Here is a 17,349-nt window from a genome sequence, read left to right as displayed (position 1 = left end):
TGCTGCAATCTGCGTCCCTGATTATGTGAATCGATGACCATGCAAGCCTCTCAATTTTCAGCCCAGGTGCTGGACTGGTACGACAAATACGGGCGTAAGACCCTGCCCTGGCAAATTGAAAAAACGCCTTACAAAGTATGGCTCTCCGAGGTGATGTTGCAACAAACACAGGTCGCCACGGTCATTCCTTACTTCGAGCGTTTTATGGCGCGCTTCCCGACGGTCACCGATCTGGCAAACGCGCCATTAGACGAAGTGCTGCACCTGTGGACAGGCCTGGGCTATTACGCCCGCGCGCGTAATCTTCACAAGGCCGCGCAGCAAGTCGCGACGCGCCATAACGGTAAATTCCCGGAAACCTTTGACGAGGTGGCCGATCTCCCCGGCGTCGGGCGCTCCACCGCAGGCGCGATTCTTTCCCTTTCATTAGGCAAGCATTTCCCGATCCTCGACGGCAACGTGAAGCGCGTGCTGGCACGCTGCTATGCCGTCGACGGCTGGCCGGGTAAGAAAGACGTAGAAAAACGCCTTTGGGAGATCAGCGAAGCGGTCACCCCGGCGAAAGGGGTGGAGCGTTTTAACCAGGCGATGATGGATCTGGGCGCGATGGTCTGCACGCGCTCAAAACCAAAATGCGAACTCTGCCCGGTGAATAATCTCTGCGTGGCGTATGCCAACCATTCGTGGGCGCAGTATCCCGGTAAGAAACCCAAACAGACGCTGCCGGAGCGCACCGGCTATATGCTGCTGATGCAACACGGCGATGAGGTGTTCCTTGCCCAGCGTCCGCCGAGCGGTCTGTGGGGCGGTCTATACTGCTTCCCACAGTTTGAAAATGAAGATTTGCTGCGTGAATGGCTTAAACAGCGCGGAATAGCCGCCGATAACCTGACGCAGCAGACGGCGTTTCGCCACACCTTCAGCCATTTCCATCTGGATATTGTGCCCATGTGGCTTCCCGTGTCCTCATTCACCTCGTGCATGGATGAAGGCACCGCTCTCTGGTATAACTTAGCGCAACCGCCTTCAGTCGGGCTGGCGGCTCCCGTGGAGCGCCTGTTACAACAATTACGTGCCGGTGCAATGGTTTAGCATCGGCAAGAAAAAGAGGAATGAGTATGGCCAGAACGATTTTTTGTACTTTCCTGCAGCGTGACGCTGAAGGCCAGGACTTCCAGCTTTATCCGGGCGACCTGGGTAAACGCATCTACAATGAAATCTCCAAAGAAGCCTGGGGACAGTGGCAGAAAAAGCAGACCATGCTGATCAACGAGAAAAAACTCAGCATGATGAACCCGGAACACCGGAAGCTGCTGGAGCAGGAGATGGTGAGCTTCCTGTTCGAAGGTAAAGACGTGCACATCGAAGGCTATACGCCACCGGAAAAATAATATCGCGCTGCTGGTGCCCGGCGGCGCTTCGCTTGCACGGGCCTACGGTTTTGTAGGCCGGGTAAGCAAAGCGCCACCCGGCGAAAGCAACGACTAAGCAAACACAACACGCACTCCCGGAATGATGAAAAAACTTTTAGCGCTAGCTCTTGTTGCGCCGTTGCTTGTCTCTTGTTCTTCCAAAAAAGGCGATGATTACAACGAAGCCTGGGTTAAGGACACCAACGGTTTTGACATTTTGATGGGGCAGTTTGCCCACAACATCGAAAACATATGGGGATTTAACGAAGTTCTTATCGCCGGACCTAAGGACTACGTTAAGTACACCGACGCCTATCAGACCCGAAGCCACATCAACTTTGATGACGGTACGATCACGGTTGAAACCATCGCAGGCACCGAACCTGCTGCGCGCCTGCGTCAGGCGATTATCAAAACCCTGCTGATGGGTGACGATCCGGGCTCTATCGATCTCTACTCCGACGCAGACGACATTACCATTTCCAAAGAGCCGTTCCTGTACGGCCAGGTCGTCGATCAAACCGGTCAGCCGATCCGCTGGGAAGGCCGCGCCACGAACTTCGCGGATTATCTGCTGCAAACGCGCCTGAAAAGCCGCTCGAACGGCCTGAAGATCATCTACAGCATCACCATCAACCTGGTGCCGAACCACCTCGACAAGCGTGCGCATAAGTACATTGGGATGGTGCGTCAGGCGTCACGTAAGTACGGCGTGGATGAGTCGCTGATCCTGGCGATTATGCAGACCGAATCTTCATTCAACCCGTACGCGGTAAGCCGCTCCGACGCGCTGGGGCTGATGCAGGTTGTGCAGCACAGCGCCGGTAAAGACGTGTTCCGCTCGCAGGGTAAATCCGGCACGCCGAGCCGCAGCTATCTGTTCGACCCGCAGAGCAACATCGATACCGGCACCGCCTATCTGGCGATGCTGAATAATGTGTACCTGGGCGGAATTGATAACCCAACGTCGCGCCGCTATGCGGTGATCACGGCCTATAATGGCGGTGCGGGCAGCGTGCTGCGCGTCTTCTCCAGCGATAAGGTGCAGGCCGCGAACATCATCAACAGCATGGCGCCGGGGGATGTCTACTCAACCCTCACCACCCGCCACCCGTCTGCGGAATCCCGCCGCTATCTGTATAAGGTGAATACGGCGCAGAAGAATTATCGCCGCCGCTAGAAAACTACCCCTCACCCTAACCCTCTCCCCAAAAGGGAGAGGGAACTTGAACACCCATACGAAAATGTTATTTGCATCACAATCCAAACTGCAAATTAATGTGGATTGCATTTTTTTGCGGGAGGTAACAAAACATATCGTTGCCAACTGATAGAATTGCATCAAATAACAACCCTGAATGTTCCCAAAACAACATATCTCCCGCTCACTTGTGAGGAAAGTAACATGAACCTTAAGCTGCAGCTTAAAATTTTGTCGTTTCTGCAGTTCTGCCTGTGGGGTAGCTGGCTGACCACACTCGGCTCCTATATGTTTGTGACGCTCAAGTTCGACGGTGCGTCTATCGGTGCCGTATACAGTTCGCTGGGTATCGCGGCTGTCTTCATGCCAACGCTGCTCGGTATCGTGGCGGATAAATGGTTAAGTGCGAAATGGCTGTACATGCTTTGCCATCTGGTTGGTGCGGGGACGCTGTTTATGGCGGCCGAAGTGACCACGCCGGGGGCGATGTTCATGGTGATCCTGCTTAACTCGCTGGCCTATATGCCAACGCTTGGCCTGATCAACACCATCTCCTACCACCGCATCAAGTCTGCGGGCATGGATATCGTGACCGACTTCCCGCCAATCCGTATCTGGGGCACCATCGGCTTTATCATGGCGATGTGGGGCGTGAGCTTCGCGGGCTTTGAGCTGAGCCATATGCAGCTCTATATCGGCGCGGTGCTCTCCGTGGTGCTGGCCGTGTTTACCCTGACGCTGCCGCACATTCCGGTATCAAACCAGCAGAAAAACCAGAGCTGGAGCGCTATGCTCGGCCTGGACGCGTTCGCGCTGTTTAAAAACAGACGCATGGCGATCTTCTTTATCTTCTCCATGCTGCTGGGCGCAGAGCTGCAGATCACTAACATGTTCGGCAACACCTTCCTGCACAGCTTCGATAACAACCCGCTGTTTGCCGGAAGCTTTATCGTCGAGCACGCGTCGGTGATGATGTCCATCTCTCAGATCTCTGAGACGCTGTTCATCCTGACCATCCCGTTCTTCCTGAGCCGCTACGGCATCAAAAACGTGATGCTGATCAGTATCGCTGCATGGATGCTGCGCTTCGGCCTGTTCGCCTACGGTGACCCAAGCGCGTTCGGTACCGTGCTGCTGGTGCTGTCGATGATCGTTTACGGCTGCGCCTTCGACTTCTTCAACATCTCCGGTTCGGTGTTTGTGGAAAAAGAGGTGAAGCCTGAAATCCGCGCCAGCGCGCAGGGCATGTTCCTGATGATGACCAACGGCTTCGGCTGTATTCTGGGTGGCGTGGTGAGCGGTAAAGTGGTTGAGATGTACACCACCAACGGCATCACCGACTGGCAGCCCGTGTGGCTGATCTTCGCCGCGTACTCGCTGGTGCTGTTCTTCGCGTTTATCGCGCTGTTCAAGTACAAGCACGTGCGTGAACCACACGGTGCGCAGCCGATCGCGCATTGATTGTTGTGCCCGGTGGCGCTGCGCTTACCGGGCCTACAAAACCAGACCGTAGGCCGGGTAAGGCGAAGCCGCCACCCGGCTATTTTATTGCAGAGAGCACCCACCCCACCGACAGCAAATCCGCACTGCCGCCCGGGCTCAGATTGCGTTCAATCAATGCCTTATCCATTCTAAGCAACGCCTCGCGATCCCAGCCGTTAGCCAGTAATTCCCGCGCGTAGCCCTGAACGTAGCGCAACCCTTCCATGCCGCCGCGCGACACCAGATTGCTGTCCTGATTAACCGCCATCAGGCGCAACAGCAGGCCATGAAGCGACTGTCCGTTCCACGAATCCAAAGCCTTACGCACCGTCGCGAAGCCGCTCTCCGCCTCGCCGCGCGCGCCGGTAAATCCGTACTGCTGAAACTGCCGCTCGCCCGCCGTCGCCTGTCCGCTGCGTGCGGCCAGCTCACGCGATACCAGCCCGCTGCAGATGTTACTCACCTCACAACAGAGGCTGTCTGCGGAGGTATTTTTCACACGCCCGGCGGCGAAGCACAGTAAACCCAGGGCAAAAATCCCGCCCTTGTGGGTGTTCACTCCGTTCGTTGCAGCGTACATCGCCTGCTCGCAGGCCATCCCCATCGGGCGGATAATCCGAAGCTGTGCGTCAGCGGGTTTATCTGCATGCGCACTACCCAGCTCGGCAAAGCGCGAAAACCACGGCGTAATCGCCGCAATGCTGCGGACGAACAGCGCGTGGTCCATATCGCGATGGGAACCGTTATTGAGCTTGTCCACCAGCCCCGGCTTGGGCGTCAACTCCAGCTCCTGCCACAGCGCCGCTTCGGCAAGCGCGGGCACGTCAACCGGGCGCGGTTTAGTCGCGAGCAAACCAGTCATCGATCGTCTTCTCCACGCGGGAAACCACCTGCTCAACGGGATGCTTTCGCGAGCGGGAACAGGCGTGAGCGGGCTCGTCGCAGATCAGGCAGCATCTGAGATTCGCCCCCAGCGACTGACGTCCGACGTGGCCGTGCTGCGGGCAGATCACGTCCAGATCCCACAGCCTGCCGAGCGGGTGCGTCTGCTCCAGCTCCGCACAGTGCGCTTTGATTTCCACCGCAGGATGGGCCACGCACCACACGGCTTCTGGCCCTGTCGGGAGCCACAGCACCTGGCGGTCCAGCACCTGCCAGCGGTTCTCCCACAGCAGCTGGTCGCACATCTGCAGCGCCACGCCCATGCAGTTGCGATAGCGCAGGCTGTCCTTGATCTCCCCAGGCGTAACCAGCGTGAGGGAAATCACCGGTTGTTGATAGTGCTCAAGCATGTCAGCCTGGCGCGCTGCGCGGCGATCTTTCGCCGCCAGCAGTTCGTCCAGGCTGACACCCGCCCACACGGGTGTCGCTGAAATCATACTTACTCCTTCACCTGTCGTACGGTGTCGATCACGCTGCCGTCGCGGTAGCGGATCACCCCGACAATTTTGTCGGTAAATTCAATCGGTTTCGGTACGCCTGTCAGGGAAATCGCCCGCTCGTAAAGCGCGCTGATATCCACAACATTAAGCCCGGCTTTCAGCAGCCGCTCGCGGATCTCCGGGCGCGCCGGATTGACCGCAATGCCGTGGTCGGTGACCAGCACGTCAATGCTTTCGCCCGGCGTGAGGCGCGTGGTGACGCGCTTCACGACCGTCGGAATACGGCTACGCAGTAGCGGCGCGACCACAATGGTCAGGTTCGCCGCAGCGGCCACGTCGCAGTGTCCACCGGACGCGCCGCGCATTACCCCATCGGAGCCGGTGATCACGTTGACGTTGAAATCGACGTCGATTTCCAGCGCGCTGAGGATCACCACGTCGAGCTGGTCGCAGCTTGCCGCCTTGCTGCCGGGGTTGGCGTAGACATTAGTGGAGATCTCCACGTGGTTCGGGTTGCTCGCCAATGAAGCCGCCGCCTGGCCGTCAAAGCACTGGGTGTCGAGCAGCTTTTCGATAAGCCCCTTCTCGTGCAAATCCACCAGGCTGCCGGTGATGCCGCCGAGCGCAAAGCGCGCCTTCACGCCGCTGCGCTCCATCTTCTCTTCCATAAAGCGCGTGCAGGCGGTCGCCGCCGCGCCGGAGCCGGTCTGCATCGAAAAGCCCGGTTTGAAGTAGCCGGAGTGTTCAATCACGTCCGCCGCATAGCGGGCAATCATCAGCTCGCGCGGGTTGCTGGTGACGCGCGCCGCGCCGACGCTGATTTTCGCCGGGTCGCCCACGCTCTCAACCTGCACGATGTAGTCCACCTGGTCCTGCACCAGGCTGGCGGGCATATTGGGGAACGGCACCAGTTCTTCGGTCAGCAGCACCACCTTGCGGGCAAAGTGCGCGTCCACCATGGCGTAGCCCAGCGAGCCGCAGCAGGATTTGCCGTGCGTCCCGTTGGCGTTGCCAAACTCATCGCTGCACGGCACGCCGAGAAACGCCACGTCGATATTCAACTCGCCGTCCTGGAGCAGCTTCACGCGCCCGCCGTGGGAGTGAATTTGCACCGGCTCATCCATCAACCCGTGGGAGATGGCGTCTGCCAACCTGCCGCGCATCCCCGAGGTGTAAATCCGGGTGATAACGCCGCTTTCGATATGTTCGATCAGCGCGTCGTTGCAAGTCATCAGCGAACTGGAGGCCAGCGTCAGGTTTTTGAAGCCCATCCGCGCCAGCAGCGCCACGACGGTGTTGATCACCCGGTCGCCTTCGCGAAACGCATGGTGGAAGGAGATGGTCATCCCGTCCTGCAGGCCGCTTCGCATCACCGCCTCTTCAACAGAGGCGCAGAGCTTGCGGCTGTGTTTCGCGTCGCTGTCCGCCAGCCACGGCGTGGCGCTGTGGGCGGTATCAAAGGGCTTCAGGTCCCGCAGATGGGGAAAATTCACGTGAAGAAGTTCTGTCTGATTCATCATCTCATCCTTACCGACGCACGCCGGAGGCCGCCGCGCGCTCCAGCACCACCTGCGCGTGGTTAATAATCGGTGCATCCACCATTTTGCCGTTGAGCGACACTACGCCCAGGCCGTTACGCTCGCCCTCTTCTGCCGCCTCAATCACCCTTTTGGCGTGATCCACCTCTTCCTGAGTCGGGGCGTAGGCGTTGTGCAGCAGGTCAATCTGGCGCGGGTTAATCAGCGATTTGCCGTTGAAGCCCATCTTGCGGATCAGATCGACCTCGCGCAGGAATCCGGCCTCGTCGTTAACGTCTGACCACACCACGTCGAATGCGTCGATGCCCGCCGCGCGGGCGGCGTGCAGCACGGCACAGCGGGCGTAGAACAGCTCGGTGCCGTCGCCGCGCTCGGTCTGCATGTCCATCACGTAGTCAAAGGCGGCCAGCGCAATCCCGATGAGGCGCGGAGAGCTGCGGGCAATCGCCACAGCGTTGATGACGCCAATGGCCGATTCAATCGCCGCCATCACGCGGGTGGAGCCGACCTTGCGGCCGCACGCCTGCTCGATACGCTCGAGATGACCTTCCAGCTCGTAGATATCGTCCGGGGTGTCGGTTTTTGGCAGGCGGATCACGTCCACGCCCGCCCGCACGGCGGCTTCCAGATCCAGCAGGCCAAACGGCGTACTGAGCGGGTTAATGCGCACCACGGTTTCGATATCCTGATACATCGGGTGCTGCAGCGCGTGGAACACCAGCATGCGCGCGGTGTCTTTCTCGCGCAGGGCGACGGCGTCCTCAAGGTCGAACATGATGGAGTCAGGACGGTAGATAAAGGCGGTGGATAGCATGGCGGCGTTGGCGCCCGGCAGGAACAGCATGCTGCGGCGGAGTTTGCTCATTTTAGCGCCCCCCAGTTGATGGCCTGTTCATCGGCGGCACGCATCAATGCGCTCTGCAGGCGGGCGCGGATCACACAGTCCAGCGCCCCTTTGTCTTCAATAATGATTAATCCCTGGTGCACGTTCATGGCGCGCAATGTGTCGTTGACCACCTGGCGGATCTGCTCGCCAAACTGCTTAATCACTTCACTGTGGATGACAATCTCCAGCTCGCCGTGAGCGGGAGCGATTTTCACCATCAGGTCGCTGGACTCCTGCGTTCCGGCCAGCGCCTCCCTTACAATTTTCATGATAAATTCCTGGTAGTTAAGCGACTTCGGCACTCGCACGGTAATGCGTTTCGAGATGCGCGAAGGTGGAGTCCGGGACAATCTCCCGGATCCGGGAAAACTGCTGTGTCTTCAGTAAGCGGCGCACTTCCGAGGCCGAAATGGCGTTGCCGGTGGCCTTGATGCGCGGCATTTCCACCACGTCGATATGCGAGGCCAGCAGGTCATGCAGCGTCTGGTTGTACTGACGGGTGATGTCGCAAAAGGGCTCCGAGCCGATGAAGCGGTGCGTGATGCCCAGCGCCGGGGCAATAAAGTCCCGGAAGATCAGCACGTCGATTTCGCTCCACGCCTGCTGCACTTTGCCGGTCTCCTTCAGGAAATAGGCCGGGAAGGTGGCGCGGGAGATGATGTACTGCGAGCCTTCATGCACCACCACGTTCGGCAGATGCGCCACGCCCGCGCGCACCATCTCGAGACGCGCGTTGAACGGGAAGAACGAGGCGTCTTCACGCACCACGAACAGATGCAGGGCATCGCACCGCGTCGCCGCCTGTTCCACCAGATGGCGGTGGCCGAGGGTGAACGGATTGGCGTTCATCACTATCGCGCCAATGTTCTCCCCGCACTTGCGCTTCGCGCGCAGGGAACGGCAGTAGCGTTCAATCCCCTGCGGGGTGTTCTCCATCAGCACCGCGTTGTTTCCGCTCTGGGCAATCGGCCAGAAGCCGCTGCGGGCAAAGCGCTCCCGGTTGCACGGACGGGTGCAGAGGAAGAGGTGAAAATGGCCGCGCTCCAGCGCCGCATTTTCCACCTCTGCCAGCAGCCGCGCGCTGAGGTTCTCGCCGCGAAGCTGCTCGTTGACCGCCACGCATTTGATGACGTTGGCAGCAAGCCCTGCGCAACCCACCAGCTGCGAGCCGGACCAGGCTTCGACAAACAGCGTGATGTCGTTGTCCAGGCCAAGGCCGCTGTCTGCCAGCAGGTAACGGATCTGGCTTAAGCGTTCCGGATGCTTCGCCACGAGGGTGTGGCGAAAATCGATGGGTTGACTGTTCATGCCGCCTTACTCAGTGTGCCGCCGCAAGCCCAACGGCCGGCGCTTCCATAATCACGTTGCTCAGGTGACCGATATGCTCGATCTCCACCTCAATGCGATCGCCCTCTTTCATAAACAGCGGCGGGTTACGCTTTTTACCCACCCCGCCTGGGGATCCGGTGATGATCACGTCGCCCGGACTGAGGCGGGTAAAGGTGCTGATGTACTCGATCAGCTCCGCAACCTTGTGGATCATGCTGCTGGTGTTGTCTTCCTGCACCATGCGGCCGTTCAGCCAGGTGCGGATTGCCAGCTGATGCGGATCCGGGATTTCGTCCGCTGTCGCCATCCACGGGCCAAACGCGCCGGTCTGACGCCAGTTTTTACCGGCGGTAAACCAGGTGTGCTGCCAGTCGCGGGCGGAGCCGTCCATGTAGCAGCTGTAGCCCGCCACGTGGCGCAGGGCGTCGTCGCGGCTGATGTTCTCCCCGCCTTTGCCGATGATCACCGCCAGCTCGCCTTCATAGTCAAATTCGCTGGAGTGGCGCGGCTTCAGCACCGGCTCGTTGTGGCCGGTCTGTGAATCCGGGAAGCGGACAAACAGCGTCGGGGCCGGGTTATGCTGGTCAAACTCCTTGCGCTTGTCGGCGTAGTTCATGCCCACGCAGAGGATTTTTTCCGGCTGCACGATCACCGGTAAGAAGGTGATGGCGCTCAGCGGCACGTCCACGGCGTCGTTCAGGAAACGGGTGGCCTGCGCCAGCCCGTTGCCCTGTAGCAGCGCCTTGAGGTCGCCGTAGCGGTCGCCGAGACGGCGGCCTAAATCAATCACGCCGTCGGCCTGGACGATGCCGTAGCTGCGTTTTCCCTGGTATAAAAAGCTTGCGAGTTTCATTGTTCTTTCCTGAAAACTTAAACGAGGAAGTTGCCCAGAATCAGCAGTGAGATGGAGACGTTAATCGCCCCGCCGATACGGGTAGCAATCTGGGCGAACGGCATCAGGCTCATGCGGTTGCCTGCGGTCAGGATTGCCACGTCGCCGGTACCGCCCTGGCCGCTCTGGCAGCAGGAGACGATGGCGACATCAATCGGGTGCATGCCAATCTTTTTGCCGACGAAGAAGCCGGTCGCCACCAGTGCGGAAACGGTGCTGACGATCACCAGCAGGTTGCTGACGGTGAACGCCGCCACCAGTTCATGCCACGGGGTGATGGCCACGCCGACGGCAAAGAGGATGGGGTAGGTCACGGAGGTCTGGAAGAATTTGTACACCACCTGCGAGCCTTCCAGCAGGCGCGGAGAGGCACCGTTGCAGAGCTTCACCAGCACCGCCATAAACAGCATGCCGACTGGGGCAGGCAGACCAATCAGCTTGTGTCCCAGCATGCCCAGCATATAGAGCAGCACCGCCAGCAGCGCGCCGGAGGCGATAGTGGTGACGTCCGCTTTGCCGGAAAACGCAGGCTGAGAGACAGTAGCATCGGCATTCGCGCGGTTCGGCATCAGCTGGCCTTCACCGGTCAGGTGCGGGTAGCGTTTACCGAGCTGGTTCAGGCAGCCGGAGATAATGATTGCCGTCAGACCGCCGAGCATCACCATCGGCAACACACGGCCGAGCGCCACGCCCTGGTCCATGTGCAGCAGGGTGGCATAGCCGATGGAAAGCGGAATAGCCCCTTCCCCGACGCCGCCCGCCATAATCGGCAGAATGATAAAGAAGAAGATCTGGAACGGCTCCAGACCCAGCGCCAGGCCAACGCCCATCCCAACCAGCATGCCGACGATTTCGCCGCACAGCATCGGGAAGAAGATGCGCAGGAAGCCCTGAATCAGCACCGTGCGGTTCATGCTCATGATGCTGCCGACGATAATGCAGCAGATATAGAGATAGAGAATGTTGGTGGATTTGTAGAACTTGGTGGTGGACTCAACCACCACGTCCGGCAGCAGGCCGTAATAGACCAGCGCGGAAGGGATAAAGGTGGCGCAAATCGCCGCCGCGCCCAGCTTGCCGACAATCGGCAGGCGTTTGCCAAACTCGCCGCAGGCAAAGCCGAAGAAGGCCAGCGTGGCAACCATCACCACGATATCGCTCGGCAGTTTCCCCCCCAGGCAATCAATGGCAATCAGCGCGCCCGCCAGAACGAACAGCGGCAGAGGAATAATCCCGATTTTCCAGGTATCCATAATATGCCACCAGCGCTCTTTGAGCGAAGGTCGCTGAATTTCAATCGGGTCGTGGGTAACAGAGAAAGAATCGTCAGTTGTGCTCATAATAAGCCCCTTGGTTATTTTGTGCGTTCAGCTTAGAGTCACAAAGGCTTACTTTATGTGAGGAATGGCATATTAAAAGCGAAGTTTTAATGGCAGCTATGGTTTTAATGGTTTCTTTTATTTAATGTGATTTACACCTTATTTATTTCCGTGGTTTTTATGGTTTCTTTTCTTAAATGAACAAATAAATAACATTTATTAATTTAGCCTTAAGACGCCTGGCGTATCGGATAAATCTTTTACAGGTGCTGCTGTGCAAGGGATCACAAGTTTTCTGCAAAGCAGGCGTCACCACGAGAAAAGATGATATATTAGCCTGCCTTGTTGATACCCGGCGTAATAGTTATGAAAGTGTCATTTCAGATCAAGCTGTTTATTTCGCTGGTCGCTTTTTTCTCGGTACTGTTTGCGCTACTGGGTGGATATTATTACGTCGACGTTGGAAGACAGCTTTATCAGGAAATGAGTGCACGTGCAAAAATACAGGCCGAAGAAATTGCGCTTATTCCTACTTTGCGAAAAGAAGTCGAACAGAAAGATATCAACGGCATCAGCGACTTTATGCAGAAAATAGCGGCCCACAGCGACGCCAGTTTTATTGTGATTGGCGATAATAAAGGGCTGCATCTGTTTCACTCGGTGTTTGCTGACCGCGTGGGAAAAACGCTGGTCGGCGGCGATAACGACGAGGTTCTGCAGGGTAAAAGCACGACTACTATCCGCAAGGGCGGCTTAGGTATTTCACTTCGCAGTAAAGCGCCGATTTTTAACGATGCGGGGCACGTCGTGGGGATTGTCTCGGTGGGCTATCTCACCAGCTATCTGGATACCATTACCGTCAATAAAGTGGTTAACATTCTGATTGCCGCCGTGCTGCTGCTGATCGCCCTGTTTATCTTCTCCTGGTTTTTCACCCGCAGTATTAAGAAGCAGATCTTCTCGCTGGAGCCACGCGAAATTGGCCTGCTGGTACGCCAGCAGAAGGCGATGATGGAATCCATCTATGAAGGGGTCATTGCTATCGATGACGATCTGCGCATCGAAGTGATCAACCAGGCGGCACGCAAGTTATTAGGCTTAAGCCAGCCCGCCCGCGAGCTGCGCGGACAACTGATTAGCCAGGTGATCGATCCTGTTCCATTCTTCAATACGCATACCATGCTGGCGAAAGACACCCATGATGAAATCTGCCGCTTTAACGATCTTACGGTCATTGCCAGCCGGGTAAGGATCATGCTGGAAAACTCGCTGCAGGGCTGGGTGATCACCTTCCGCGATCGCAATGAGATCGACACGCTCAGCGCCCAGCTCAGCCAGGTTAAACGCTACGTTGATAACCTGCGCATCATGCGCCACGAGCAGCTCAACCGGATGACCACCCTTTCCGGCCTGCTGCACATGGGCCGCTATGAAGAGGCGATTGGCTATATTCAGGCGCAGTCAGAGCACGCGCAGGAGCTGCTGGACTTTATCTCGTCGCGCTTTAGCTCCCCGACGCTCTGCGGCCTGCTGTTAGGCAAAGCCGCGCGTGCGCGGGAGAAAGGCGTGGAGCTGAGTTTCGATCCCGCCTGCCGGATGGATAAATCCTTTCTGCCGCTACTTGAATCGGAACTCATCTCGATTATCGGGAACTTGCTGGATAACGCGATTGAAGCGACGCAGCGCGCACCGCTTCCGCATGCGCCGGTTGAAGTGCTGATAAAACTGAGCGAGCAGGAACTCATCATCGAAGTCGCCGACCAGGGTATTGGCATCAAACCGGAGATCCGTGAACAAATATTTGAACGCGGCATTACCACCAAAACGCGCGGCGATCACGGTATTGGCCTGTATCTGATTGAAAGCTACGTCACGCAGGCGGGCGGCGCCATCGAAGTTGCGGATAACACGCCGCGCGGTGCCATTTTCTCACTGTTTATTCCCGCCACGGGAGCTGCCCGGCGTCCCGCACAAGAACTGGAAGATAATGATTATGCAACATGAACTTATCGACGTACTGATTGTTGAAGACGAGAACGAACTGGCGCAATTGCATGCGGAGCTGATCGGTAAACATCCGCGTTTGAGGCTGGTCGGGATTGCCTCTTCACTGGCTGACGCGCAGACGCAGCTTGAGAGCAAGCAGCCTCAGCTGATGTTGCTGGATAACTACCTGCCGGACGGCAAGGGCATCACGCTTATCAGTAACCCAATGCTGGCCCGCGCCAACTGCTCAGTGATTTTCATCACTGCCGCCAGTGACATGGACACCTGCAGCCAGGCCATCCGCAACGGCGCGTTTGACTACATCCTCAAACCGGTGTCCTGGAAGCGGCTCAGCCAGTCGCTGGAGCGCTTTGTGCAGTTTGCCGAGCAGCAGCGGGTCTGGAAGATTGTCGACCAGCAGAACGTGGATTCCCTCTATCAATTGCAGGCAAAAAATTACCGTCAGGACAACGGCAGTAAAGGCATTGAAGAGAATACGCTGGCGCTGGTACAAACACTTTTTAACGCCAAAGCAACGCACTGCTTTTCCGTGGATGAAGTGGTGAGCGAAACGGGTTTGAGTAAAACCACCACCCGGCGCTATCTGGAACACTGCGTGGAAGCGGGGTTTCTCAGCGTGGAGATGCTGTACGGGAAGATTGGGCATCCTAGGAGGATGTATAAACGTAGTGCAGCTTAACTCCCCTCACCCCGGCCCTCTCCCCAAAGGGGCGAGGGGGAAAAGACGGCTCCGTGCAATCCCCTCTCCCCTTTGGGGAGAGGGTTAGGGTGAGGGGTGAGGGCAACAGCCCGCACTATCTCAATACATACCCATACAGCCGCTTAATCCCGTCGGCATCCTTCTCGCTGTACACACCCTGCAGCTCCGGCGAGAAGCCCGGCAGCATATTGATGCCCTCCTCCAGCGCCAGAAAATAGCGCTGTACCGCCCCGCCCCAGACTTCACCCGGCACCACGCACAGCACCCCTGGCGGATACGGCAGCGCGCCCTCAGCGGCAATGCGTCCTCCGGCATCACGAATACGCACCAGCTCCACGTTCCCGCGAATGTACTCCTGGTTGGCATCCTGTGGGTTCACCACGACGTCGGGAAAGCTTTCCCGGCGGAACATAGCCTTTTGCAGATCTTTCACGTTAAAGCTGACGTAGAGATCGTGCATCTCCTGGCATAGCTGGCGGATCGTGTAATCACGGTAGCGCACGGGATATTTCTGGTAGATGGTCGGCAGAACGTCGGCCAGCGGAGTATCGTCTTCAATGTGCTGTTCAAACTGTCCCAGCATCGCCACCAGCTGCGCCAGCTTCTCGCTGCTTTCGGCAGGGGTCAGCAGGAACAGGATTGAGTTGAGATCGCACTTCTCCGGCACGATGCCGTTCTCACGCAGGTAGTGCGCCAGAATTGTCGCCGGGATACCAAACGCGGTGTAGTTACCGGTTTCCGCATCGATACCCGGCGTGGTCAGCAGCAGCTTGCACGGGTCAACAAAATACTGGTCACGGGCGTAGCCGTCAAAACCGTGCCAGTTCGCGCCTGGCTCAAAGCTGAAGAAGCGACGCTCGCTGGCGATGGTGTGTGTCGCATGATCCTGCCACGGACGCCCCGCCACCACCGGTGGGATAAAGGGTTTAATCATATGGCAGTTGGCGACGATCGCCTTGCGCGCTTCAATGCCCAGTTCGACGCACTCCGCCCACAGCCTGCGTCCGCTTTCACCTTCGTGGATCTTGGCGTTCACGTCCAGCGCCGCGAACAGCGGATAAAACGGGCTGGTTGAGGCATGCAGCATAAAGGCATTGTTCAGCCGCTTGTGCGGGCAGAAACGTGCCTGACCGCGAATGTGGTTATCCTTTTTATGGATCTGCGACGTTTGTGAGAACCCGGCCTGCTGCTTATGCACCGACTGGGTCACGAAAATTCCCGGATCGTTCTCGTTCAGTTCCAGCAACAGCGGGGACGTTTCCGCCATCATCGGGATAAATTGTTCGTAACCTACCCAGGCAGAGTCAAAGAGGATGTAGTCGCAAAGGTGGCCGATCTTATCGATCACCTGACGGGCGTTGTAGATCGTCCCGTCGTAGGTGCCCAGTTGAATGATGGCCAGACGGAACGGGCGAGGCACATCCGCCTTGTCCGGGGCAACGTCACGGATCTGATTTCGCAGATACGCATCGTCGAAGCAGTGCTCGTCAATCCCGCCGATAAAACCAAATGGGTTACGTGCCGCTTCAAGGTAGACCGGCGTGGCCCCTGCCTGAATCAGCGCGCCGTGATGATTAGATTTATGGTTGTTACGGTCGAACAGCACCAGATCGCCGCGGGTCAGCAGCGCGTTGGTAACAACCTTATTCGCGGCTGAGGTGCCGTTCAGCACGAAGTAGGTTTTATCGGCATTGAAGACTTTTGCCGCGAACTTTTGCGCGTGCTTGGCGGAACCTTCGTGGATCAGCAAATCACCCAGCTTTACGTCGGCGTTGCACATATCGGCGCGAAACACGTTCTCACCGAAGAAGTCATAAAACTGCCGCCCGGCGGGATGCTTTTTGAAAAACGCGCCGTGCTGATGCCCGGGGCAAGCAAAAGTGCTGTTGCCCATCGCAACATACTGGCTCAGGGTGTCGAAGAAAGGCGGCAGCAGATCCTCTTCGTAACGGCAGGCGGCAGACTCCAGTTCCAGGAACTCCTGCGCTTTTCCTGCTATTACAGCAGTGACACCTTCAGGAACATTCGTCGGCTCCTGCGAGAACATAAATACCGGAAGCTGAAAGCCCGTACGTTTCAGCAGCGCAAGGATGCCGCTACAGCTTTCAGCGACCGTAATGACCACTGCCGCCACATCGGTAAAATCAGTGTTATCCAGCGTCACCATTTCCCGGTGAGTAGACACAGTAGAGACCAGCTCGCGGCTGACGGCAATTTTCATGGTTTTCATAGGCGCAGTTACCCTCACCGGGCGGTGAGACAGGGAGGAGAAAATTCGCGCAATAATGTCACCTTTTATTTTTAGGCGCAAGAAGGAATCAGTATGCACTTAGCCTTGCAAAGCTAAGCGTCATGCAGCGTTGTCGTGTCATAATCATGCAATACCAATGATTAAGTAACAGGAGTTAACGGTGGTAATTGGACCCTTTATCAACGCCGGTGCCGTATTGTTAGGCGGCGTACTCGGCGCAGTGTTAAGCCAGCGGTTGCCGGAACGTATTCGCACCTCGATGCCCTCCATATTTGGCCTGGCCTCGTTAGGCATCGGCATCCTTTTAGTGATCAAATGCGCCAACCTGCCCGTCATGGTGCTCGCGACCCTGCTCGGCGCGCTCATTGGTGAATTTTGCTACCTGGAAAAAGGCATCAATAATGCGGTAGGCAAAGCCAAAAACCTGATTGCCCGCCCGGGCAAGGCGAAACACGGCACCCACGAGTCGTTTATTCAAAACTATGTCGCGATAATTATTCTGTTTTGCGCCAGCGGCACCGGGATTTTCGGTTCCATGCAGGAAGGGATGACGGGTGACCCAAGCATATTGATTGCGAAGGCGTTTCTTGATTTCTTTACGGCCACTATTTTTGCTACCACGCTCGGCATTGCCGTTGCCGCGATTTGCGTGCCGATGCTGCTGATCCAGCTTGCGCTTGCCACCTGCGCCACGCTGATCCTGCCCCTGACTACCCCTGCGATGATGGCGGACTTCACCGCGGTTGGCGGCCTGCTGCTGCTGGCGACAGGGTTGCGTATCTGCGGGATCAAGATGTTTGCCGTGGTGAACATGCTGCCCGCGTTGCTGCTCGCCATGCCGCTCTCCGCGCTCTGGACGCACTTTTTCGCTTAAGAGTACGGCGAAATGGTGAGAGATTGCGCAGTCTGTAACGAAAACAACATTTTTCGTTGACGGCAGGGGGCAGATC

16 protein-coding genes are annotated in these 17,349 nt (G+C 57.4%); 7 read left to right on the top strand and 9 right to left on the bottom strand.

Going from position 1 to position 17,349, the window contains the following annotated elements; genetic code table 11:
- Positions 1-39 precede the first annotated feature (39 nt).
- From mutY to KW829_RS12700, 4 genes are all read left to right on the top strand, one after another.
- Positions 40-1,092 (top strand): A/G-specific adenine glycosylase, encoded by a 1,053-nt coding sequence (gene mutY, locus KW829_RS12715; protein ID WP_010435488.1) that lies wholly within the window; start codon positions 40-42, stop codon positions 1,090-1,092.
- Positions 1,093-1,118: 26 nt separating this feature from the next.
- Positions 1,119-1,391, top strand: coding sequence for an oxidative damage protection protein (locus KW829_RS12710; RefSeq protein ID WP_023309138.1), 273 nt, complete (start codon positions 1,119-1,121; stop codon positions 1,389-1,391).
- Between the two features lie 124 nt (positions 1,392-1,515).
- Positions 1,516-2,592: a membrane-bound lytic murein transglycosylase MltC gene (mltC, locus tag KW829_RS12705; protein WP_089599963.1), complete on the top strand. Its 1,077-nt coding sequence runs from the start codon at positions 1,516-1,518 to the stop codon at positions 2,590-2,592.
- A gap of 225 nt (positions 2,593-2,817) precedes the next feature.
- Positions 2,818-4,074, top strand: coding sequence for a nucleoside permease (locus tag KW829_RS12700; protein WP_089599962.1), 1,257 nt, complete (start codon positions 2,818-2,820; stop codon positions 4,072-4,074).
- A 79-nt stretch (positions 4,075-4,153) separates the two neighbouring features.
- Here the strand turns inward: KW829_RS12700 and citG are convergent, their stop codons facing one another.
- Genes citG through KW829_RS12660 form a run of 8 tightly spaced genes read right to left on the bottom strand, consistent with a single transcriptional unit; the run spans position 4,154 to position 11,462 of the window.
- Positions 4,154-4,957: a triphosphoribosyl-dephospho-CoA synthase CitG gene (gene citG / locus KW829_RS12695; RefSeq protein ID WP_218308347.1), complete on the bottom strand. Its 804-nt coding sequence runs from the start codon at positions 4,955-4,957 to the stop codon at positions 4,154-4,156.
- Entirely contained in the window at positions 4,935-5,474 is a 540-nt protein-coding gene (gene citX, locus KW829_RS12690; RefSeq protein WP_218308346.1) for a citrate lyase holo-[acyl-carrier protein] synthase, read from the bottom strand. Before citX ends, citG begins: the two co-directional genes overlap by 23 nt.
- A 2-nt stretch (positions 5,475-5,476) precedes the next feature.
- Positions 5,477-6,994, bottom strand: a complete 1,518-nt coding sequence (citF, locus tag KW829_RS12685; protein WP_218308482.1) for a citrate lyase subunit alpha — start codon at positions 6,992-6,994, stop codon at positions 5,477-5,479.
- A 10-nt stretch (positions 6,995-7,004) separates the two neighbouring features.
- Positions 7,005-7,880: a citrate (pro-3S)-lyase subunit beta gene (citE, locus tag KW829_RS12680; RefSeq protein ID WP_010435505.1), complete on the bottom strand. Its 876-nt coding sequence runs from the start codon at positions 7,878-7,880 to the stop codon at positions 7,005-7,007.
- Entirely contained in the window at positions 7,877-8,170 is a 294-nt protein-coding gene (gene citD / locus KW829_RS12675; protein ID WP_008499773.1) for a citrate lyase acyl carrier protein, read from the bottom strand. Before citD ends, citE begins: the two co-directional genes overlap by 4 nt.
- Positions 8,171-8,186: 16 nt before the next feature.
- Positions 8,187-9,209 (bottom strand): [citrate (pro-3S)-lyase] ligase, encoded by a 1,023-nt coding sequence (citC, locus tag KW829_RS12670; protein WP_218308345.1) that lies wholly within the window; start codon positions 9,207-9,209, stop codon positions 8,187-8,189.
- Positions 9,210-9,219: 10 nt separating this feature from the next.
- Positions 9,220-10,083, bottom strand: coding sequence for a fumarylacetoacetate hydrolase family protein (locus KW829_RS12665; protein WP_120158650.1), 864 nt, complete (start codon positions 10,081-10,083; stop codon positions 9,220-9,222).
- 17 nt (positions 10,084-10,100) lie between these two features.
- Complete coding sequence (locus KW829_RS12660; RefSeq protein WP_023333366.1) at positions 10,101-11,462, bottom strand: 2-hydroxycarboxylate transporter family protein; 1,362 nt, start codon at positions 11,460-11,462, stop codon at positions 10,101-10,103.
- A 345-nt stretch (positions 11,463-11,807) separates the two neighbouring features.
- Here KW829_RS12660 and KW829_RS12655 point away from each other — a divergent pair, with 345 nt between their 5' ends.
- Both KW829_RS12655 and KW829_RS12650 read left to right on the top strand, forming a co-directional pair.
- Entirely contained in the window at positions 11,808-13,445 is a 1,638-nt protein-coding gene (locus tag KW829_RS12655) for a sensor histidine kinase (RefSeq protein ID WP_010435519.1), read from the top strand.
- Positions 13,435-14,127, top strand: a complete 693-nt coding sequence (locus KW829_RS12650) for a response regulator (RefSeq protein ID WP_218308481.1) — start codon at positions 13,435-13,437, stop codon at positions 14,125-14,127. Before KW829_RS12655 ends, KW829_RS12650 begins: the two co-directional genes overlap by 11 nt.
- Positions 14,128-14,242: 115 nt before the next feature.
- On the opposite strand, the gene KW829_RS12645 is transcribed toward KW829_RS12650, so the two are convergent.
- A complete protein-coding gene (locus KW829_RS12645) occupies positions 14,243-16,378 on the bottom strand; it encodes an ornithine decarboxylase (RefSeq protein WP_089599953.1) in 2,136 nt (711 codons plus the stop codon).
- A gap of 181 nt (positions 16,379-16,559) precedes the next feature.
- On the opposite strand from KW829_RS12645, the gene KW829_RS12640 reads away from it, so the two are divergent.
- Positions 16,560-17,273, top strand: a complete 714-nt coding sequence (locus KW829_RS12640) for a DUF554 domain-containing protein (protein WP_108416254.1) — start codon at positions 16,560-16,562, stop codon at positions 17,271-17,273.
- Positions 17,274-17,349 lie beyond the last annotated feature (76 nt).

The sequence above is a fragment of the Enterobacter sp. ENT02 genome (genome assembly GCF_019219165.1).
Lineage (GTDB): Bacteria > Pseudomonadota > Gammaproteobacteria > Enterobacterales > Enterobacteriaceae > Enterobacter > Enterobacter mori.
This window is presented reverse-complemented; position numbering and strand designations above follow the sequence as displayed.

Coding starts and splice junctions, on each gene's coding strand:
- KW829_RS12700 (WP_089599962.1), top strand. CDS start 2,818: ATGAACCTTAAGCTGCAGCTTAAAATTTTGTCGTTTCTGCAGTTCTGC.
- KW829_RS12660 (WP_023333366.1), bottom strand. CDS start 11,462: ATGAGCACAACTGACGATTCTTTCTCTGTTACCCACGACCCGATTGAA.
- KW829_RS12710 (WP_023309138.1), top strand. CDS start 1,119: ATGGCCAGAACGATTTTTTGTACTTTCCTGCAGCGTGACGCTGAAGGC.
- mltC (WP_089599963.1), top strand. CDS start 1,516: ATGAAAAAACTTTTAGCGCTAGCTCTTGTTGCGCCGTTGCTTGTCTCT.
- citD (WP_008499773.1), bottom strand. CDS start 8,170: ATGAAAATTGTAAGGGAGGCGCTGGCCGGAACGCAGGAGTCCAGCGAC.
- KW829_RS12645 (WP_089599953.1), bottom strand. CDS start 16,378: ATGAAAACCATGAAAATTGCCGTCAGCCGCGAGCTGGTCTCTACTGTG.
- KW829_RS12650 (WP_218308481.1), top strand. CDS start 13,435: ATGCAACATGAACTTATCGACGTACTGATTGTTGAAGACGAGAACGAA.
- citE (WP_010435505.1), bottom strand. CDS start 7,880: ATGAGCAAACTCCGCCGCAGCATGCTGTTCCTGCCGGGCGCCAACGCC.
- citF (WP_218308482.1), bottom strand. CDS start 6,994: ATGAATCAGACAGAACTTCTTCACGTGAATTTTCCCCATCTGCGGGAC.
- mutY (WP_010435488.1), top strand. CDS start 40: ATGCAAGCCTCTCAATTTTCAGCCCAGGTGCTGGACTGGTACGACAAA.
- KW829_RS12655 (WP_010435519.1), top strand. CDS start 11,808: ATGAAAGTGTCATTTCAGATCAAGCTGTTTATTTCGCTGGTCGCTTTT.
- citX (WP_218308346.1), bottom strand. CDS start 5,474: ATGATTTCAGCGACACCCGTGTGGGCGGGTGTCAGCCTGGACGAACTG.
- KW829_RS12665 (WP_120158650.1), bottom strand. CDS start 10,083: ATGAAACTCGCAAGCTTTTTATACCAGGGAAAACGCAGCTACGGCATC.
- citC (WP_218308345.1), bottom strand. CDS start 9,209: ATGAACAGTCAACCCATCGATTTTCGCCACACCCTCGTGGCGAAGCAT.
- citG (WP_218308347.1), bottom strand. CDS start 4,957: ATGACTGGTTTGCTCGCGACTAAACCGCGCCCGGTTGACGTGCCCGCG.